Source organism: Sphingobium fuliginis, from assembly GCF_015074805.1.
GTDB classification, from domain to species: Bacteria; Pseudomonadota; Alphaproteobacteria; order Sphingomonadales; family Sphingomonadaceae; genus Sphingobium; species Sphingobium fuliginis.
The window spans coordinates 183,914-202,229 of the sequence record NZ_CP060035.1 but is presented as its reverse complement, the minus strand read 5'-3'; the positions used below and the strand labels follow the sequence as shown (position 1 = coordinate 202,229).

Sequence of the window (18,316 nt, the reverse complement as noted above, 5' to 3'; positions counted from 1 at the left end):
ATGCTCCTGTGTCCCGCTGTGACGCCATCATGCCCGCTCCGCCTCAGTCCTCGCACAGGGCCCGGCGCAGATATTTCATCGCAACCGCCATATGTTTCTCGACCCCGCTCCTGCTGATCCCCAGCCGCTGCGCCACCTCGTCATGCGACAGCCCCTCCAGCTTGTGCAACTGGAAGGCGCGTCGCGCCCCGGCAGGCAGGTTGGCGATCGCGGAAGCAAGCCGCGCCACCTCCTCCCGCTCGGTCATCTGCGCCAGCGCATCGGCGTTCGGATCGGCGGGATCGGCATGCCGCAGGTCCACGCCGGCGGCCATCTCCATCCAACCCTGCTCCCGCACCGCGCGCCGCCGCGCCTCCCGCAGGCGGTCCAGCACCAGATTCTGCGCGACCCGATAGAGATAGGCGCGCCCATTGGCGACAGGACCGCTTCGGCCCTGACCGACCCGCAGCCATATGTCCTGCAGAATATCCTCGGCCTCCGCCGCACTGCCGGTGCGCGCCAGCAGAAAGCGCAGCAGTTCGGCGCGGCAGCTATGATAGACAGTCTCCAGCCCGCCTTCCATCCTTGGGCGCCTTTCCGATCCGATGCCCCTCCTTCGCCCCTCCAGCGGGATTGCGCAATTTAATTGGCTGTAATCTTCTGCCCCACCTGCCCGGCAAGGGTAGCAGACCGTTGGGCCGATCATCATTGATCGAGCACAATCCATTGCATGCGGAAGAGGCGACAGCGTCGATTCGGTTGCCGCGCCCGGTTCAGGGATCAGGAAAGCGCCCCATGCTCCCTCCTCATCCTCCGCGACCCGCTGCCTGACTTCGGATACGGTTGTGCGCCGCGAGCGCATTTGCCATAGCGGCGACGGGTGTTCGCTTCGGCTGTCGGGCGGGCAGGTTGATAGCCGTTGGTCGGGCCGCCAGCGGGCTGATGACTTGCCGGGAGTTTTCTCGATGGCCCTCTTGCGTGTGAAGCCGCTCAGCGCCCTGCGCCAGTTTCTCAAAGGACAGGCCTCCGGCGGAATCATTCTCATGGTCGCGGCCGCGCTGGCGATGCTGATCGCCAATTCACCCCTCGGTCGGGCTTATGAACATCTGCTGCACAGCCGGATTGGCCCATTGTCCCTGCATCACTGGGTCAATGACGGGCTGATGGCGGTCTTCTTCCTGCTCGTCGGGCTGGAGATCAAGCGGGAGGTGATGGACGGGCAACTCTCCACCTGGCCCCGTCGAATATTGCCCGGCATTGCGGCGGCGGGCGGCATGGCGGTGCCCGCGCTCGTCTATCTGGCGTTCAACGGCGGTGCGACCGCGCGGGGATGGGCGATCCCGGCGGCGACGGACATCGCCTTCGCACTGGGCGTGATCGCGCTGTTGGGCAACCGCGTTCCCATTTCCTTGCGCGTCTTCCTGACGGCGCTCGCCATCATCGACGATCTCGGCGCGGTCGTCATCATCGCCTTCTTCTACACGGCAAAGCTCTCGCTGATCGACCTCGGCGGCGCGGCGGCTGTCACCATCCTGTTGTTCGCGCTCAATCGTTCCGGCGTGCGCCGGCTCATTCCCTATCTGCTCATCGGCACGCTATTGTGGCTCTTCGTCCTGCGCTCGGGCATCCATGCGACATTGGCGGGCGTGATCCTCGCCTTCGCCATTCCGCTGCAAGGGACGCCCGGCAAACCGGATCTGGAGGAACATAGCCCGCTCCACCGACTCGAACATCTGCTGCACTGGCCGGTGGGGTTCCTGATCGTGCCGCTCTTCGGGCTGGTGAATGCGGGCGTTCCCCTTCTCGGCCTTCGGGCGGAGGCCCTTGTCGCGCCGGTCACGCTGGGCGTCGGGCTAGGCCTGCTGGTCGGCAAGGTGGTGGGTGTGTTCGGCGCATCGATGCTCGCCGTCCGGCTCGGCATGGCCGACATGCCTGCTCATGCGGGCCGCCTCCAGATGCTGGGCACGGCGCTGCTGTGCGGGATCGGGTTCACGATGAGCCTGTTCATCACGCTTCTCGCCTTTTCGAACGACGCGATGCTCCAGGCCGAAGCCAAGATCGGCATCCTCGCCGGCTCCCTGCTTTCCGGCTTGCTGGGCTATCTGCTGCTGCGGGTCACCAAGGGAGACACGCCGGACCGCATGGAGGCTTGAAGCGTTGCCGGGGACGCGGTCCAGAGCGAACCCGTCTCCGGTTAGTTTTCCCTGCCGGAGGGCGTTTAGCAGGGAATTTCGCGCCATCGATGGGAACGCCTGCAGGCGGCGGTCGCGCTGGATCAAAGCGGTTCGCTGGTGGTCGAGGCGGAGAATGCAGCGCGTTTCGTGCAGCGCGCGGCACCTAAGACGGGCTTCTCGGTGGTCCGGCAATATATCCTGCCGGTCGAGCAGGCGCAAATCCTTGCGACGTTGGAGAGCCATGCCGCTGCCGCGACGGCCGATGCGCCGTTCTTCTGGCTCCGGATGGAACTGAACGAGACCGCGCGGCAGTTCGAACTGCGGCTATGGTCGGGGCCGGGGCACGACCGGCTGCTGGCTGTCGTCCATCCCCATGGTGAATATGCCGTCTGGCAGTAATCAGCCATCGAAACAGACGAAAACAACGCGCTATCGCCAATTTTCGGTCCTCAGGTCCGGACGGTCAGCTATCTCATGCCACGCCCCTCAAGATGACCTTTGACCGATGCGGCCGGAGATCGGCGTCGATCAGGCGCCGAGGTGCCGATGTTCGATCATGTCGGTGATCTTGTTCGCGAGTTCGGTCATCACAAATGGTTTGGTGATAACCTCCATGCCCCTCTCAAGATGACCATTGCCGACAGCGGCATTCTCCGCGAACCCGGTTACGAAAAGGACCTTCAGGTCCGGGCGACCGACGCGGGCCGCGTCGGCGATCTGTCGGCCATTCATGCCTCCGGGTAATCCGACATCGGTGATGAGCAGGTCGACCCGGACGTCGGACTGCAGGATTTTCAACCCTGAGGGGCCATCTTCGGCTTCGAGTGCGACATATCCAGCCTCTTCGAGCACCTCTACTATGAGCATGCGAACGGTCGGTTCGTCGTCGATCACGAGCACGGTTTCCCCGGCGCCCGTTTCCGGGATCGGCGACTCCGCCGCCGCGGCATCGTCCGCGACATCGCCGGAGTAGCGGGGCAGATAGAGGCACATCGTCGTTCCCTGCCCCGCTTCGCTGTAGACGCGAACCTGGCCGCCCGACTGCCGCACGAAACCATGGATCATCGAAAGACCCAGACCCGTGCCCTGACCGATCGGCTTGGTCGTGAAGAACGGATCGAAGATCCGGTCGGCGATGTCTTTCGGTATGCCCGTCCCCGTGTCGGTGACGCACACCGAGATATACTGTCCCGGCGGCAGGTCGCGTTCCCGCCCGGCGCGATTGTCCAGCCACTTGTTCGCGGTCTCGATCGTCAGTTTGCCGCCGTCGGGCATGGCGTCGCGAGCGTTGATGGCGAGATTGAGGAGCGCGCTTTCAAGCTGGACGGTGTCGATCCTGGTTGGCCAGAGGCCCGCGGCGCCGACGACCTCGACCTTGATGGCCGGGCCGACGGTGCGGGCGATGAGGTCCTCCATGCCGAAGACCAGCCGGTTCACGTCGGTCGGTTTGGGATCGAGGGTCTGGCGACGAGAGAAGGCGAGGAGCCGCTGGGTCAGCGCCGCGGCGCGTCGGGCGGAGGTCTGCGCACCGTTGATGAAGCGCTCTATACCCTCGGTCCGGCCTTCGGAAATGCGCCTTTCGATGATTTCCAGGCTGCCGATGATGCCTGCCAACAGGTTATTGAAGTCGTGGGCGATCCCGCCGGTGAGTTGTCCTATCGCCTCCATCTTCTGCGACTGGCGCAGCGCCTCTTCCGCTTCCGCGCGTTTGCGGATTTCGGCCTCGACCTGTTCTTCCAGCCGCTCGTTAAGCTGGTGCAACCTGTCCTCGGTCGCCTTCCGCTCGGTAATGTCGATCACGGTCCCGACAAACCGCGTTCCCTGGTCGGTATCGAAGAGCGCGCGGCCGTTCGCGGAAATCCACCGCTGCCGTCCATCCTCGATACCGATGGTGCGATATTCTATGTCGTAGCGGCCCATGCCCTCGGGATCGATCGCTCTTCGGACGGCCTCATCCGCGCGCTCCCGGTCGTCCGGATGAATTCCCGCGATGAAGGAGCCCGCATAGGTGACTGCCGCCTCCGGGGATAAACCGAAGAGTTGCTTGCACCGAACGTCCCACCGAAGTTCGTTCGAGGCGGGGTGGTAGTCCCAGGTGCCGATTTCAGCCGCTTCAGTGGCCAGCCGCAAGCGCGCTTCGCTGTCGGCCAGCTCGCTCTCCGCCTTCCGCCGTTGTGCAAGTTCGCGTTCGAGCGCCTGAAACAGCCTGGCATTATCGATTGCGACGGCCGCCTCGGCCGCCAGGCCTTCCAGGCCCCGTTCCGACCGATCGTCGAAGACGCCGATATCGGCATGGCCGAAGAACAGGCCCCCGATCACCTCTCCGCTACGCGAAATGACCGGCACGGCCAGATAGCTGCGCACGGGCAGATGTCCCTCAGGCATGCCCTTGCGTGGCGCATTCCGCCCGTAACGCGGGTCCCTGGTGATATCGTCGGAGCGAACGATCCCTTCGCCTGAGAAGGTCGGCGCGAACACCGATGTGTTGCGCGGCATCGGAAATTTGGAGAAGGCCTCGGCCGGCGCCCCGGACAGGGTGTAGAGCATGTAGCTCTCCCCGGCCTCATTCTCGACATTGTAGAAGAAGGCGCCGAATTCGGCGCCGGTCAGTTCGACCCCCGCATCGGTGACGATCTGGACGAGTTCCTGAAGATCGGTCTTGGCCGCCAGCGCGGAGCCGGCCCGATTGAGTATCTCCAGCGCGCGCCGCTCTTCGGAGATCGCCTCCTGCGCTTCCCTGCTTTTCGTGCGATCGTGCAAAATCTTCGTGAATCCGACCACGGAACCGGCCTGATCGCGGATCGGGGACATTTCGCCTACGGCCCATATCTGCGATCCGTCGCGGCAAATGCGCCAACCTTCCGTTCCGCCGCCACGGCCGACGGTCAGCGCGTCGGTCATCTCTTGTCGGAGCGCCGAGGCGCCCTCTCCGGGGGGGAACAGGCGCTCCAGCGTCTCGCCCAGAACCTCAGAGGCGGTCCAGCCCAGCATCCGGGACGCGCCCTCGTTCCAACTCGTCACCCGGCCTTCGAGATCGGTGGTGACGATCGCCGTGCCAACCGCGCCATCGACGATCTGGCGCCATTCGTCAGCGCTGATCGCGCGCGACGGTTCTGGCTTTTTCATCGATCCCCCGGGAAAAAATTCTTCTGATGCTGGACGCAAACGCAAAACGCCTGAACTGGTTGCAGACGGGACGGTGGGACCGGGCCGATAATCTCGATCGAAGACTCATGGCAACCAGATCGCCGGTGAAGATTTATTGCGATGTTGAAACTGATTTGAGGTAGCCCGTGGCCGACAAGGATGGCGCAGAAGCGCCCGTCAATCCCAACGAAGCGACCGGCGAGCCAGCCGGCGATCTGGAAGACACCAGCTCCTATAGTCCGACAGGCGCCCGACCGACGCATCACTGGAAGCGATCGACCGTGGCGGAACCTGGGCTCGACCAGCGCGGTACGGTGTTCTTCGCTGCCTTGCAGATGACGCGGATGCCGATGATCCTTACCGATCCGCGCCAGGACGACAATCCCATCGTCTTCGCCAACAAAGCGTTTCTCGATCTGACAGGCTATGAGGAAAGCGAAGTCTTCGGCCGCAATTGCCGTTTCCTGCAGGGGGCCGACACCGACAGGGAAACCGTCCGCGCCCTTCGCGAAGCCGTAAGGGCGCAGGAAGCGATTTCCACCGAAATCCTGAACTATCGCCGCGACGGCAGTCCCTTCTGGAACGCGGTGTTCGTGGCGCCCGTCTATGATGACGACGGCACGCTCCTCTATTTCTTCGCCAGCCAGCTTGACGTCACGCGTCGGCGCTCCTCTGAACAGGCTTTTCGTCAGGCGCAAAAGATGGAGGCGATCGGACAACTGACTGCCGGCCTGGCGCATGATTTCAACAACCTGCTGCAGGTGGTGACAGGCAATCTCGACATCGTGCTCGGAGACGATCTGAACGATGCCCAGCGACGGATGCTGGGCAATGCTGCCCGCGCTGCCGAGCGCGGCGCGAGGCTGACGCGCCAATTGCTTGCCTTCGCGCGCAAGACCCGGCTCGAGCCGCGCCGGATCAACATGAACGAGCTGATCCACGAATTCGGCGATCTGATCGACAATACCGTGGGGCCGCAGATCAGGCTGGTCACCGCGCTGGAGCGTCGGCTCCCGGCGGTGCAGATCGACCCCACGCATCTTGAGATGGCGGTGCTCAACATCCTGATCAACGCTCGCGACGCGATGCCGGGCGGCGGCACCGTGACGATCGCGACCGAGCTTTGGAAGCTGAACGGCAACGCGGCGGCGCATGGCCTTCCCGAAGGGGATTATGTCGTATTGAGCATCCGCGACGAAGGCCATGGCATGAGCGCCGAGGTTCGCCAGCGCGCCACCGAGCCGTTCTTCAGCACCAAGGGCAAGGAGCGCGGCACCGGCCTTGGCCTGGCAATGGTCCACGGCTTTGTGCAGCAGTCGCTCGGCCGTCTGGAAATCGACTCCGAGCCGGGGCAGGGAACGACGATGCGGCTGCTCTTTCCCGTCGCGCCGCCCGAAGAGGCCGTGTCCGGCCCCGTGCGGCCCATGCCAGCGCCGGCGATTTCAGGCGATGCCGGAGGACAGACGATCCTGCTGGTCGAAGACAGTGACGATGTCCGCGCGCTGGCGAGCGAGCAACTGGCTGCGATCGGGTACCGGGTCATTCCTGTCGCAAGCGGCGAGGAAGCGCTCCTGAAGCTTGAGAATATCAAGGTCGACCTGCTCTTCACCGATATGGTCATGCCGGGTGGCATGAGCGGCCTGGAACTGGTCGAGAAGTTCAACGAACTATATCCGGAAACGCCAGTGCTTATGACCACGGGCTATAATGAGGATCTGGTCGCCGACATCCCGCGCGGCACGCGGCTCGACGTGATCGGCAAGCCCTATCGCCGCGAGGAGCTGGCGGATCGCGTAAGGACGGCTCTGTCACGCCGCACCGTCGTCAGGCGGGAGGAAAGTCCGTTTGGCGCCAAGGAGGGGTGATGGGCTGAATCCCCACACGCCCTAGAATGCTGATTAAGCTTGTGGCAATCCTATTGGATAGGACGGTATCCTCAGCTAGACAGCGACCATGCGGGGGCTGGACATTGCGATCGCGGGCTGCGGGCCGTGCGGACTGGCGGCGGCGCTGCTGCTTCATCGTGCCGGACATCATGTAACGCTGTTCGAACGCTTCGATACGCCTCGACCCATCGGGTCCGGCTTGATGCTCCAGCCCACGGGCATGGCGGTCTTGTTTCAATTGGGATTGCTGGAGGAGGCTCTGGCGCGGGGCGCGCGGGTCGATCGCCTTTTCGGCAAGGCGGGCAGGCGGATCGTCCTCGACGTCCATTATGCAGCCCTTCGCCACCGGGAAATGTTCGGCATTGGCATCCATCGTGCCAGCCTGTTCGCGATCCTGCACGAAGCCGTCCTGCAGGCGGGAATAGCCGTCCATACCGGCCGCACGCTGACGGGGAGCGCCCCGGTCGGGCTGAAGCGCGCGCTACATTTTGCCGATGGAGAGACGAGTGGCCCCTATGATCTCGTCGTCGATGCGCTGGGCACGCGCACAGCGCTGGCGCCGCCCACGGGCCGGGAACTGGCCTATGGCGCGCTGTGGGCAAGCCTCGACTGGCCGCAGACCGCCGCATTCGATCCCCACGCACTCGCGCAGCGTTACGAGCGCGCCAGCATCATGGCGGGAGTCCTGCCCATCGGAACGCCGCCCGGCGCGACGATGCCCAAGGCTGCTTTCTTCTGGTCGCTCCGCGCGGACCGGCTGGACGACTGGCGCGAGGCCGGGCTGGCGCCATGGAAGGCGCAGGTTGCCAAGCTATGGCCCGACTGCATGCCGCTGCTCGATCAGATTCATGATGCTGACCAACTGACCTTCGCCCGCTACGCCCATCGGACCCTTGCGGCTCCAGTGGGACCGGCGCTGGTCCATATCGGCGATGCCTGGCACTCCGCCAGCCCTCAGCTGGGACAGGGCGCCAACATGGCGTTGCTCGACGCCTGGGCGCTGGCCCAGGGTTTAGCAAAGAAGAATGGTGTCGATGAAGGGATTCGGCACGCCATTGAACTGCGCCGTCGCCATGTGCTGACCTATCAATGGCTCACCGCACTGTTCACCCCGGTCTATCAATCGGACAGCCGTCTGCTGCCGTTGATCCGCGACCGCGTGGTCGGCCCCTTGTCCAAGCTCTGGCCGGCCACCGCCATACAGGCGGCGATGGTCAGCGGGCTGGTCGGCAATCCCCTGCCGCCACTGGGGCTGGATGGCGATTGGACGGTTGGGATGCCCATGGCGGAGGCTGCATGAACGATGCGTCGAGCGATAGCGACGGCCCCATCATCGTCTTCGACGCCATGTGCGTGCTCTGCTCGGCCAATGCCGCTTTCGTGCTGCGCCATGACCGCGCCGGTCGCTTTCGGCTCGCGTCCATGCAAGGTGACATTGGGGCCGCGCTCAACCGCCGGTTCGGGATCGACCCGGCCAATCCGGAAAGCTTGATCGTGGTGGAAGATGGCCGCGCCTTGCGGGACAGCGATGCGGTGCTGGCCATTTGGGCGGGTCTGGACCGCCCCTGGGATGGGCTGGCGGCATTCCGTATCGTTCCGCGCTGGCTGCGCGATCCCGTCTATCGCTGGATTGCGCGCCATCGTTATCGGCTGTTCGGGAAGCGATCGACCTGCTGGGTCCCGACGACGGAACAGGCACGCCGCATTCTGTGAGCCGGATCTTGCTCCTTGGCGGCTATGGCGGCTTTGGCGGGCGCATCGCGCGGCGTCTCGCCGCCGCAGGGCATGAGGTGCTGGTCGCTGGACGGTCCATCGACAAGGCCCGCGCCTTTTGCGGGGATGCGCCCAGCCTGATGCCGCTGGGACTGGATCGCAGTCGGATCGCCACCGCATTGGAGGAGCATAGGCCGGACATGGTGGTGGATGCCTCAGGCCCCTTTCAGGCGATGGATCATGCCATCGCCAAAGCCTGCATTGCTGCCGGGGTTCACTATGTCGACATCGCCGACAGCCGCGATTTCGTGTGCGGCATCGGGGCGTTGGACGATGCCGCCAGAGCCGCAGGCGTCATCCTCCTCTCCGGCGCTTCGAGCGTGCCGGCGCTGTCGGGCGCGGCGGTGCGTCATCTGGCGCAAGGCATGGACAGGGTGCGCGCGGTCGAGATGGCGATCAGCGCATCCAACAAGGCGACGGCAGGTCCGGCGGTTTCCGCCGCCATAGCAGGACAGGTCGGCCAGCCCCTGCGCATCTGGCGCGGTCAGCACTGGGCGAAAGCCTTCGGATGGCAGGAGATGCGTTCCGTCCAGTTCCGATGCGCGGGAACGGAGGCGATCACAGGTCGCAAGGTCGCGCTTGTCGATGTGCCCGACCTCGCCCTTCTGCCCGAAAGGTTGGCGGGACGCCCAGCCGTCACCTTCCGGGCGGGTACGGAACTCCGGTTCCAGAATTGGGCGCTCTGGCTAGCCAGCTGGCTGGTGCGTTGGCGGCTCGTCGCGACTCTCGCGCCGCTCGCGCGCTTCCTTCACCCTCTCCAATCCCTGACCCGGTCGCTGGGGAGCGATCGCTCCGCCATGATCGTGCACCTGTTCGGTGACGTGGCTGGCCAAAAGGTCGAGCGCCGATGGACGCTGATCGCCGACCGGGGCGATGGCCCGGAAATACCGACATTGTCCGTGGTGCCCATCGTAGCGCGCATCCTGTCGGGACAGGAAGCCGCAGGCGCCCGCGATGCCGCAGAGGCGCTGACGCTGAGCGATTATGCCGATGCCTTCGGAAATCTGGCCATCCATCATGATAGGGCGGAACTGCCTGCTCCGCCGCCCCTATATGACCGCATCATGGGTGATCGCTTCGGACAGCTCCCACCGGAGGTGCGCGCCATTCATGATGTGTTTCGCGATGGCGGCGCAGCGGGCGAAGCCACGGTGACCGGCGCGTCGAACCCGGCCGCGGCATTGATCGCGCGGATCGTGGGCTTTCCCAAAGCCGGTACTCATCGCCTACATGTTCATTTCCATGAAGCCGACGCCCGCGAAAGCTGGACCCGCAATTTTGGAGGGCGACGCTTTCAGAGCCACCTCAGCCAACGGGGCCGCTGGCTTGTCGAACGCTTCGGCCCGTTCCGCTTCGCCTTCGATCTTCCCGGCGACGCTCAGGGATTGACCATGGTCATGCGGCGTTGGTGGATCGGTCCCCTGCCCCTGCCAACATGGCTTGCCCCGCGTTCGCCCGCCCGCGAATGGGCCGAAGGCGGGCGCTTCCATTTCGATGTGCCCATCGCATTGCCCCTGATCGGGCGGCTGGTCCATTATCGCGGATGGCTGGAACCGGCGACAATCCGATAGCAGACCACGCTTTCGACCACTGGCTGCAATTTGGAACATCGATCCTTATCGGACGCTCAGTCTTCGATTTTCATTCCCCAGGTGCCGACCCTTTGCTTTCGCAAAAGTCTACCTCCTTAACTGGTTAAATGCGGACCTTTTGTCGATCAGTTACGGTGCAAGCTACCGAACCTCTAGAACGCTCGGGTGATCCCGATTTCAGTGGCGGCGCGGCGATATTCATAGAGGGCTGTCGTGGAGATATTGCGTTCATAGGCGAGCCGGACGTACGGCGCGAAACCACGATAGGCCAGGCCACGGAACGTCGCGCCGGTACGGGCGCTCATCAGCCATTCTTGCCGACGTGCCCCAAACAGGAATAGCGCGGCATCGGCCTCAGTTCGCCTGATGCCAGTCGAAACAAACAGAGTAGTATGTCCAGCCTCCCGCCAGCCGGTCAACGTCAACCCGCCCGCCGCAGTGGCATAGCCCGGATCACGCGCAGTTTGGCGCGTTCCAGAGAATGTTACGCTGGCTCCCGCACGTGCCGACAGGGCTCGCTCGAACGACAGGCCCAGATCGTAGATGGTTCCGTCCTGCAAATTATTGCGTGCATAGGTGACGTCACTCACGCTCGCCGTGGCGACAAGCTGCGAGGTCCGGCCCAGTCCATGCAGCCAGTCGATGGTCACGGCGTCAGTATCTGCATAGCGCTGTCCCCCATACCAGCGCCGGGTCGGACCTGCCTAAACACTCAACCGATCGCGCCCATGCAACCATTCGATCCCGATCAGAGCCGACCCGGACACATCGTTGAATTCATGATTGCGGTACAAATTCACAAGTCCGGCGAGCCTTGGCACGAGCGCGAGATCCTTGGCGAGGCCGATACGTGGCTTGGCCAGCAAGACGCACGCCATGCCCGGATTGCGCGCGCGCATCCTCGGAAAGTGTGAGGGGCGCGATGATCGTATCGAGTACACGCGCCTGAGTTGCTCGATTGATATTGGAATCGGGAGCCAACGCGAGTTCAAATGTGCCGCCCCATGGCTTGCGCGAACGCAGCGCGCGATCGAATCGGCCGACAGTTACGGCCACTTCAGGCGGCAGCCCCGCGGCCTGGGCCTGGCGTATCTGTCTCCGGGCGCCCCCATCATCGCCGATTGCCGCCAGAGCGCGTGCAAGCTCCAACCGGACGCGGGGCGCGTTGGGTTGCTCGTCGAGCAGAGCGCGGAATGCAATGGCCGCGTCCTGCCAACGCTCGGCGTCAGCGAACATCATCCCCTTGCGAAACCGCGCCTCCCGCGCGAACCTGCATATCCGGGTCTCTGGCGAGCGCGTCGTAAAAGGTTGCCGCGTCGTCGATCTGGCCTGCGGCTCGCGCACGATCAGCCAAGCCGAATAGATCGACGGCGGAAAGATGGTCGATATGCGTCTGCGCCCGCGCGGACACCGCCGGAGCAGCGACCGCCAGCGCGAGCGCCAGCCCAAAATGTCGGATCACTGCCGCTTCGCAGCCGCAACACCCTGGATCGTGATCCCGGCGCCTGCCGCGCCGGTGGGCGCCGTCACCGAGAAGGGCGCAACGATTTCCTCGCCATCGGGGCCATAAAAGCGAGGGGCGAACTGGCCCGTCTCGACACCCGCGCGTGTCAACACGCCCGTGACGCCTGTGTTGGTCAGCCGTCCTGCCACGTCATAGCTGCCGAAGTCGATCACCCCGCTCCCGTCCGAGGGGGTGCCCTTCATCGCGAGCGCGCCGGTGTAGCTCTGTGCGCCAAAGTCGACGGCAAATTGGGAAGTCCCCTTCACGTCGTAGAAGATGTTGGACGGATATTGTCGACCGGTCCCATAGAGGATGCCGCGATAGCTGCCCGTGCCGGTCTTGCCCGCGAGCAATCCCGACGGCGTCCCCAGCCCATAGGCGCCATATTGATCAACGCGCTGCCGTCCTGTGCCAAACGGCACAGTGGTCGAATAATGAACGAAGCTCGCATAGGTGAGTGCCAGTTCGCTGTTGCCGCCGCCTGGCTTGTAGAGCTTCAGGGTCACGTCCTGCGTATCATAGCTGCTGCTGAACGTCTTGCGATATTCCATGAAATTGAGATCGCTGCCCGCCACCTTGTCATTGATGGTGAACTGCCCGCCATACAGATCGGAGGTGGGCGGTCCAAAGCTGAGAGTCTCGGCATTCTGCTGGTTTAGCCCGCCAACAAGGTTGTTGAGATACTGGACATAGAAATGTTGCGAACTGGTAAGATTGATCAGCGTCAAATTCTGAGCCTGGACGGTTGCGTCGCGCTGGCCGGTGAAGCCCCCCGCGACGGTCATACCGTTCCCGTTCGCCCCCGAAAAGGCGCCACCCAGTTCCTCTCCATTGGGGCCATAGAAGCGCCCGGCGAGAGGACCGGCGGCCGATCCAAACCAGCCCTCATTAGCGCATTGCCCGAAAAGGTTCCGCTGCTCGACGAGAGATGTCCCGCCCCGGTGAACTCGATTCCACCGCCGGACACACCCTGGTCCGTTACGAGAGTCGTCTCGTTGAGATAGCTGTGGGTTGCGAACACGCCCGCAGCAAAATCGACGCTGAAGTCGCCTTGGCCCTGAAAAGAGCGTGGCTCCTGTCCGGGCGTCGAAACCGCGCCGAATGTATCGGTCCTGAAACCCGCCACGCCGCTTCGCGGCACGGTCGCGGCAGAAGTGGGCAAACCATAGGTGAAGATATAGAAATCCATGTCCTGGCGCGTCCCGGACACGGCATTTTCCTGCCAGAATGCCAAGCCGACATATTGGTTCGACTTGCTGTTGGTATAAGGCGTCGTGGCTATCGTCAGATAGCTGCGATCCGTACCGCCGGTCTTCTGATAGATAGTCTCACCGTTGGCATTGGACTGGATGTTTTCGGGTGCGAAGCGTTGGCTCCACCCATCAGCACTCACGCTATAGCTTTTGGTACCAGCGTCATAATTCACTGTGAGACTGTTTGGACGGATTTGCCGGCTGATTTCCGTACTGGTGGCGAGGTCGAGTCCAAGCTTCATACCCGCAGCATCATTCTGGAAAGCCTGGCTGACTTTCAGGTCCGTGATCATATTGTTGGTAGACGGAGGGGGCGCAGGCATATTGCCAACCCCGCCGCCTCCACACCCGCCGAGCAGCAAAAATAGCGTTACGGCCGTGATTTTGTTTCGCATGATACCCCCTATTCCGGGCATGCGTTAAACAATCATATAACAACGTCAATAGTTTAACGCCTACTCGCGGAGGAAAAGGCCCCAAATGGCGATTACTGGATTTCTGCGCATAGTCGGGTGATGCTTGAGGGACGCGGAGCTCACAGTTGTGCATCTCGGGACTAGCCAAATCATGCTCCAGCTATCCGACCGGTCAATAGTTTACAGACAACCCCGGTGCAAACAGCAGTTTATGGGATAAGAATGGACGATGCCGTAGGGCCGTCGAAAAGATGGCCGTTCATGTTCGTTTTCGCGGATTCGCAAAGCAGGAACATTATGTCGAACATTATCTGAGACCAATGCGTCTTTCCCCGGTTTTACGCCAGAAAACGACAAACCCCTCTGGCGCCCACCAGATGACTGGACAATCATCCAGAAGATGAGCGAGGAAGGCGGGGGCACCGAAATAACGATGGATGATTTTGCGCGGCGCTTTTCCATGCGGCCGGCAAGTTATGTGGTTTCTCGGCGCCGGCATTCAGCTGCCGCTGATAGCCCTTTGTCCGGGGACCGCTCTACCATGTCCTCTCCAACCCCATCTATATCGGCAGATCTATGAGATGCGGTGCAGGCGAAGCGGCAGGCTGGCATCGGAACGAAGCGTGATCTTGGCAATAGTCCGCATAGCAGCCTCCTAACCAGCATGATTCAGGATCATGCTGACCGGCCGATATCGCCCAGCCACGCGGTCAAGCAGCAGCGGCGCTGCCGCTATCATGTGTCTAGCATGACACTGCCCGCAGAGGATGCAGTGGCCAAAATTCCTGCGCTTCGGCTCCCGGCGCCAGAGCTCGAACAAGCCGTCCTAGATGCAAGCTCCGGCCTTCTTACTGATCAGCGCACCATCTTGGCGCTACCGCAATCCGAGATCCGGGCGCTGATCCATCGTAGCAGGCGGGGGTTGCCACCTTCACCTGCCGGGCGCGCACGGCCCCTACTGACCCATCCTTATCACGCGAAACATCGCTCATATCCGCGACAGCTCGTCGGCAAATCTTTCCCTCAGCCGTTTCTTGTCGATCTTTCCCGTTGCCGTCAGGGGGACGGGAGCGAATATGACCTTGTCGGGCATCCACCATTTGGCGATTTGCGACGCCAGATGATCCAGGATGACCTGCTGCTGAAGTTGCGCGCCGTCATGTCCCTCTATGATGAGGATCGGACGCTCCTCCCATTGGGGATGACGGACGCCGATGACCGCGGCGACCTTCACCCCGGCACAGGCGGCCGCGACATTCTCTATGTCGATCGAACTGATCCACTCGCCGCCCGATTTGATCACATCCTTGCTGCGGTCGGTGATCCGCAGGAAGCCATGCTCATCGATCGTGGCGATGTCCCCGGTGTCGAACCAGCGGTCGTCGGATGTGGCGTCCTTCTCGCTTCGGAAATAGCGCTGCACGGTCCACGGCCCTCTCGCCTGCAACCCACCAGGCGTGGCGCCGTCATGCGGCAGCGCCGCCCCATCCTCTCCGACGATGCGCAGTTCGACGCCGAACTGCACGCGGCCCTGGCGGGTCCAGAGTATCTCTTCTTCCGCTTCCTGACCCAGATGCGTGATCTGCGGAGTCGGAGTCGATATGACGCCCAGCGGGCTCAGTTCGGTCATGCCCCATACCTGGCGGACCTTGACGCCATGGCGACGCTCGAACGTCTCCGCCATGGCGCGCGGAACCGCGGAGCCGCCGATCATGATGCGGTCCAGGGTGCCGCTATCCTCGCCGGTGCGCGCCAGATGGTCCAGATACATGGTCCAGACCGTCGGCACCCCGCCGGAGAAGGTCACGCCTTCGTCCCTGATGAGGGAATGGAGGCTCTCCCCATCCATGCGGTCGCAGGGCAAGGCAAGCTTGCAGCCGTTGATCGCCGCCATATAGGGCATGCCCCATGCCGTCGCATGGTACATCGGCACGCATGGCATGATGCAGTCGAAGGCCGAAAGGCCAAGCGCGCCCGGAAGGCCGTTGGCGAGCGCATGGAGCACGATTGACCGATGGCTGTAGAGAACGCCCTTCGGATCCCCGGTGGTCCCTGACGTATAGCATAGGACGGCGGCGCTGTTCTCGTCGAAGCTCGGCCAATCATAGCCGTCCGCTTCGCCCGCGATCAGTTCCTCATAGCTCTCAAACCCCTCATCCGGGGCGCTGGCGAGCAATATGACCGCCTCCACCGCCGGAATCCGGTCGCGCAGCCTGTGGATCAGCGGCAGGAAGCTCCTGTCGACGAAAAGAAGGCGGCTGCCCGCATGGTTGATCGTGTAGACGATCTGATCGTCGGAGAAGCGCGGGTTTACCGTGTGCAGAACGGCGCCCATGCCGGGAACCGCGTAGAACAGCTCAAGATGCCGATGGGTGTTCCAAGCCAGCGAGGCGACCCGGTCGCCGGGCTGGATGCCGCGCCGCGCCAGCGCCAGCACAGCCTGGCCCGCGCGGCGGCGCAGTCCGCGATTGTCATAGCGCCAGGCCGGTTCCCCGACGAGACGCGAGACGATCTCCCGGTCGCCGTGCGCGGTGGCGCAATGGCGTAATATGTCCCCGATCATCAGGGGAGTCCGCTGCATGAGGCCTTCGATCATGCCTTCCCCTCCCCTGGCTTGTTTTTGGACCGGCGATGCTGCTCCTGCCGGCGTTCACGCAATGGCGGCACGTTATTCTCCATGGTTGGCGCGCGCTTTTGCCGCGGGCGTAAGGTCGCCTGCGGTCCTCCGCCTATCTTGCCGGCGCGAGCAGCGCCAAAGGCGCCTCTTCCGGATTTTCATAGGCGCCCGCCGGGTTCAGGCCGAAGATGCAGACATGGTCCGCGCCAGCGTCCCAATGTTCCTGAATCCGGGCGCGGATGGTCCGTTCATCGCCCCAGGCGACGATCGCGTCGATCAGCCGGTCCGATCCGCCGTCCGTGAAATCATCATCGTCAAAGCCCAGCCGCTTCCAATTGTTGCGATAATTGGGAAAGGTTAGGTTCCAGGCCAAAGCCCGGCGCCCGGTGGCGCGCGCTTCATCGGGATCGCTTTCCAGCGAAACCAGAAGGTTGACGCACAGCAGCTTGTCCGGTCCCAATATGGCGCGGGCCATGGCGGTATGGGCGGGCGGCGAATTATTGGTGTAGGCGCCGTCGGCATGGGACGCCGAAAGCTCGATCATCTTGGGGCCAAGCGCCGCCAGGACGGTCAGCGGCCGTTCGCTGGGCAAGACGGTCGAATCCATTCTGAAGCGTTCCATGGCTTCCAGATAGGCCTTCATCGTGGCGACCGGCTTCCTGCTGTAGGTCTCGCCGCGCAATTCCTCCACCAGTTCGGGATGCGAGACGCCAAGGCCAAGGAGGAAGCGGTTGCCGGATTGTTCGGCCAGGGCGATCTGGGCGCCCCTCATCGAGACATGATCGCGGCCGTAGATGTTGACGATGCCGGTCACCATGTTCAGTTCCCGCGTGTTCGCCAGCATCCAGGAGGAATGGACCAGGCTGTCGCGCCCGGCGGACACGTCCGGCACCCAGAGTGTTCGATAGCCCCAATTTTCAACGCGCTGCGCGAATTTCGCCGCTTCGGCGGCGGGCATCAAATCCGTGAAGGCAAAGACACCGAGCGGCCCCATGCGGGAGGCAAAGGTGGATTCCGCCATAATCAGTTCTCCTTGCTAAAGCTGTATCTCATCGCGCCGGGAAAGCGCTTCCCCCCCAGCCGTCGGCCCGGCAAAGCCCCGCGCGACAGGGCGCGGGCCGCCTCCCGAAATCCGGCTTGTTCGTCCCTGTGCGGCCCCGCAACGGGCCAGCCTGCCTCACAGAAAGACGAAACCGCCGTCGACCATCAGGCATTGCCCGGTCATATAGTCGGAGCCGGAAGAGGCGAGGAACCGCGCCACTCCGGCCAGATCTTCGGGAACCGACGCGCGGCCCAGCGTGATCTGGGGAATGAGATTGTCCATCGCCTCGTCACGCTCCCGGGTTAGCCCCTCGGCGCGGAAATCCCCCTCTATGCTATCCCAAAGGTCCGTCTTCACGACACCGGGGCCGATGGCGTTGACGGTGATCCCATGCTGTCCGAACGCGCGCGCCCCGCCCTGGGTCAAGGCGGCCACGGCGAATTTGCTGGCGCCATAATGGACCAGAGGTTCGTGACATTGTTTCGAGGCGATCGACCCCGTGTTGACGATCTTTCCGCCCTGTCCCTGCTCGATCATCCGGGCCGCGACCTCCTGCATGCATATCAGCACGCTCAGGCCGTTCACCGTCATCATCCTGTGCCAATCCTCCTCGGTGATCGAGAGGAAGGGCTTTCCCTGAGCGGTGCCGGCATTGTTGAACATGACGTCGAGCCTGCCGAATTGGGCAATGGCCTGCGCAATCATGGCGCGCACGCTCGCCCGGTCGGTCACGTCCACCTTCACGGCGATCGCCCGGCCGCCAGCTTCCTCAATCTCGGCGGCGACGGCGGACGCGGCGGCATGATCGATGTCCGCAATCGTCAATTGCGCGCCGTCGGCGGCCAGCGCCCGCGCCATCGCCCGGCCGATGCCGCGCCCGGAACCGGTGACGATGATGGATTTGGTCGAAAGATCAGAGCTCATATTTCCATC

At 63.4% G+C, this 18,316-nt stretch carries 16 protein-coding genes; 7 read left to right on the top strand and 9 right to left on the bottom strand.

Annotation, left to right across the window (positions count from 1 at the left end; all coding sequences use genetic code 11):
- Window positions 1-43: 43 nt before the first annotated feature.
- On the bottom strand, window positions 44-562 hold the full coding sequence (locus H5V43_RS00930; RefSeq protein WP_025547227.1) for an RNA polymerase sigma factor: 519 nt from the start codon (window positions 560-562) through the stop codon (window positions 44-46).
- A 382-nt stretch (window positions 563-944) separates the two neighbouring features.
- On the opposite strand from H5V43_RS00930, the gene nhaA reads away from it, so the two are divergent.
- On the top strand, window positions 945-2,132 hold the full coding sequence (nhaA, locus tag H5V43_RS00925; protein WP_025547225.1) for a Na+/H+ antiporter NhaA: 1,188 nt from the start codon (window positions 945-947) through the stop codon (window positions 2,130-2,132).
- Between the two features lie 75 nt (window positions 2,133-2,207).
- On the top strand, window positions 2,208-2,552 hold the full coding sequence (locus H5V43_RS00920; RefSeq protein ID WP_099186184.1) for a DUF2332 family protein: 345 nt from the start codon (window positions 2,208-2,210) through the stop codon (window positions 2,550-2,552).
- 129 nt (window positions 2,553-2,681) lie between these two features.
- Here H5V43_RS00920 and H5V43_RS00915 read toward each other — a convergent pair whose 3' ends face one another.
- A complete protein-coding gene (locus H5V43_RS00915) occupies window positions 2,682-5,279 on the bottom strand; it encodes a PAS domain S-box protein (protein WP_025547223.1) in 2,598 nt (865 codons plus the stop codon).
- A gap of 167 nt (window positions 5,280-5,446) precedes the next feature.
- Between H5V43_RS00915 and H5V43_RS00910 the strand changes: the two genes are divergently transcribed.
- From H5V43_RS00910 to H5V43_RS00895, 4 genes are all read left to right on the top strand, one after another.
- Window positions 5,447-7,165 (top strand): histidine kinase famiy protein, encoded by a 1,719-nt coding sequence (locus tag H5V43_RS00910; protein WP_037481508.1) that lies wholly within the window; start codon window positions 5,447-5,449, stop codon window positions 7,163-7,165.
- 88 nt (window positions 7,166-7,253) lie between these two features.
- Window positions 7,254-8,486: an FAD-dependent oxidoreductase gene (locus H5V43_RS00905; RefSeq protein ID WP_025547221.1), complete on the top strand. Its 1,233-nt coding sequence runs from the start codon at window positions 7,254-7,256 to the stop codon at window positions 8,484-8,486.
- A complete protein-coding gene (locus tag H5V43_RS00900) occupies window positions 8,483-8,899 on the top strand; it encodes a thiol-disulfide oxidoreductase DCC family protein (protein ID WP_025547219.1) in 417 nt (138 codons plus the stop codon). Before H5V43_RS00905 ends, H5V43_RS00900 begins: the two co-directional genes overlap by 4 nt.
- Complete coding sequence (locus H5V43_RS00895) at window positions 8,896-10,530, top strand: saccharopine dehydrogenase family protein (RefSeq protein ID WP_025547217.1); 1,635 nt, start codon at window positions 8,896-8,898, stop codon at window positions 10,528-10,530. The genes H5V43_RS00900 and H5V43_RS00895 overlap by 4 nt, the downstream gene beginning before the upstream one ends.
- A gap of 173 nt (window positions 10,531-10,703) precedes the next feature.
- Here H5V43_RS00895 and H5V43_RS23535 read toward each other — a convergent pair whose 3' ends face one another.
- The gene (locus tag H5V43_RS23535; RefSeq protein WP_244968642.1) at window positions 10,704-11,201 is read right to left on the bottom strand and encodes a surface lipoprotein assembly modifier; all 498 of its coding nucleotides are present in this window, start codon (window positions 11,199-11,201) and stop codon (window positions 10,704-10,706) included.
- Between the two features lie 78 nt (window positions 11,202-11,279).
- Between H5V43_RS23535 and H5V43_RS23530 the strand changes: the two genes are divergently transcribed.
- Window positions 11,280-11,465 carry a hypothetical protein gene (locus tag H5V43_RS23530; RefSeq protein WP_244968641.1) on the top strand — a complete coding sequence of 62 codons (186 nt, stop codon included), beginning with the start codon at window positions 11,280-11,282 and terminating at the stop codon, window positions 11,463-11,465.
- Between the two features lie 311 nt (window positions 11,466-11,776).
- Here H5V43_RS23530 and H5V43_RS23525 read toward each other — a convergent pair whose 3' ends face one another.
- The 6 genes from H5V43_RS23525 to H5V43_RS00865 form a co-directional block, all read right to left on the bottom strand.
- Window positions 11,777-12,013, bottom strand: a complete 237-nt coding sequence (locus H5V43_RS23525) for a hypothetical protein (protein WP_025547213.1) — start codon at window positions 12,011-12,013, stop codon at window positions 11,777-11,779.
- Window positions 12,010-12,840: a transferrin-binding protein-like solute binding protein gene (locus H5V43_RS00885; RefSeq protein WP_025547211.1), complete on the bottom strand. Its 831-nt coding sequence runs from the start codon at window positions 12,838-12,840 to the stop codon at window positions 12,010-12,012. The genes H5V43_RS23525 and H5V43_RS00885 overlap by 4 nt, the downstream gene beginning before the upstream one ends.
- Window positions 12,837-13,703 (bottom strand): hypothetical protein, encoded by an 867-nt coding sequence (locus H5V43_RS00880; RefSeq protein WP_128830685.1) that lies wholly within the window; start codon window positions 13,701-13,703, stop codon window positions 12,837-12,839. Before H5V43_RS00880 ends, H5V43_RS00885 begins: the two co-directional genes overlap by 4 nt.
- A 1,009-nt stretch (window positions 13,704-14,712) precedes the next feature.
- Window positions 14,713-16,320 carry a long-chain fatty acid--CoA ligase gene (locus H5V43_RS00875; RefSeq protein WP_025547209.1) on the bottom strand — a complete coding sequence of 536 codons (1,608 nt, stop codon included), beginning with the start codon at window positions 16,318-16,320 and terminating at the stop codon, window positions 14,713-14,715.
- Between the two features lie 133 nt (window positions 16,321-16,453).
- Entirely contained in the window at window positions 16,454-17,362 is a 909-nt protein-coding gene (locus tag H5V43_RS00870; RefSeq protein WP_025547208.1) for a TIGR03620 family F420-dependent LLM class oxidoreductase, read from the bottom strand.
- 156 nt (window positions 17,363-17,518) lie between these two features.
- Window positions 17,519-18,307 carry an SDR family NAD(P)-dependent oxidoreductase gene (locus H5V43_RS00865; RefSeq protein ID WP_025547207.1) on the bottom strand — a complete coding sequence of 263 codons (789 nt, stop codon included), beginning with the start codon at window positions 18,305-18,307 and terminating at the stop codon, window positions 17,519-17,521.
- Window positions 18,308-18,316: the final 9 nt, after the last annotated feature.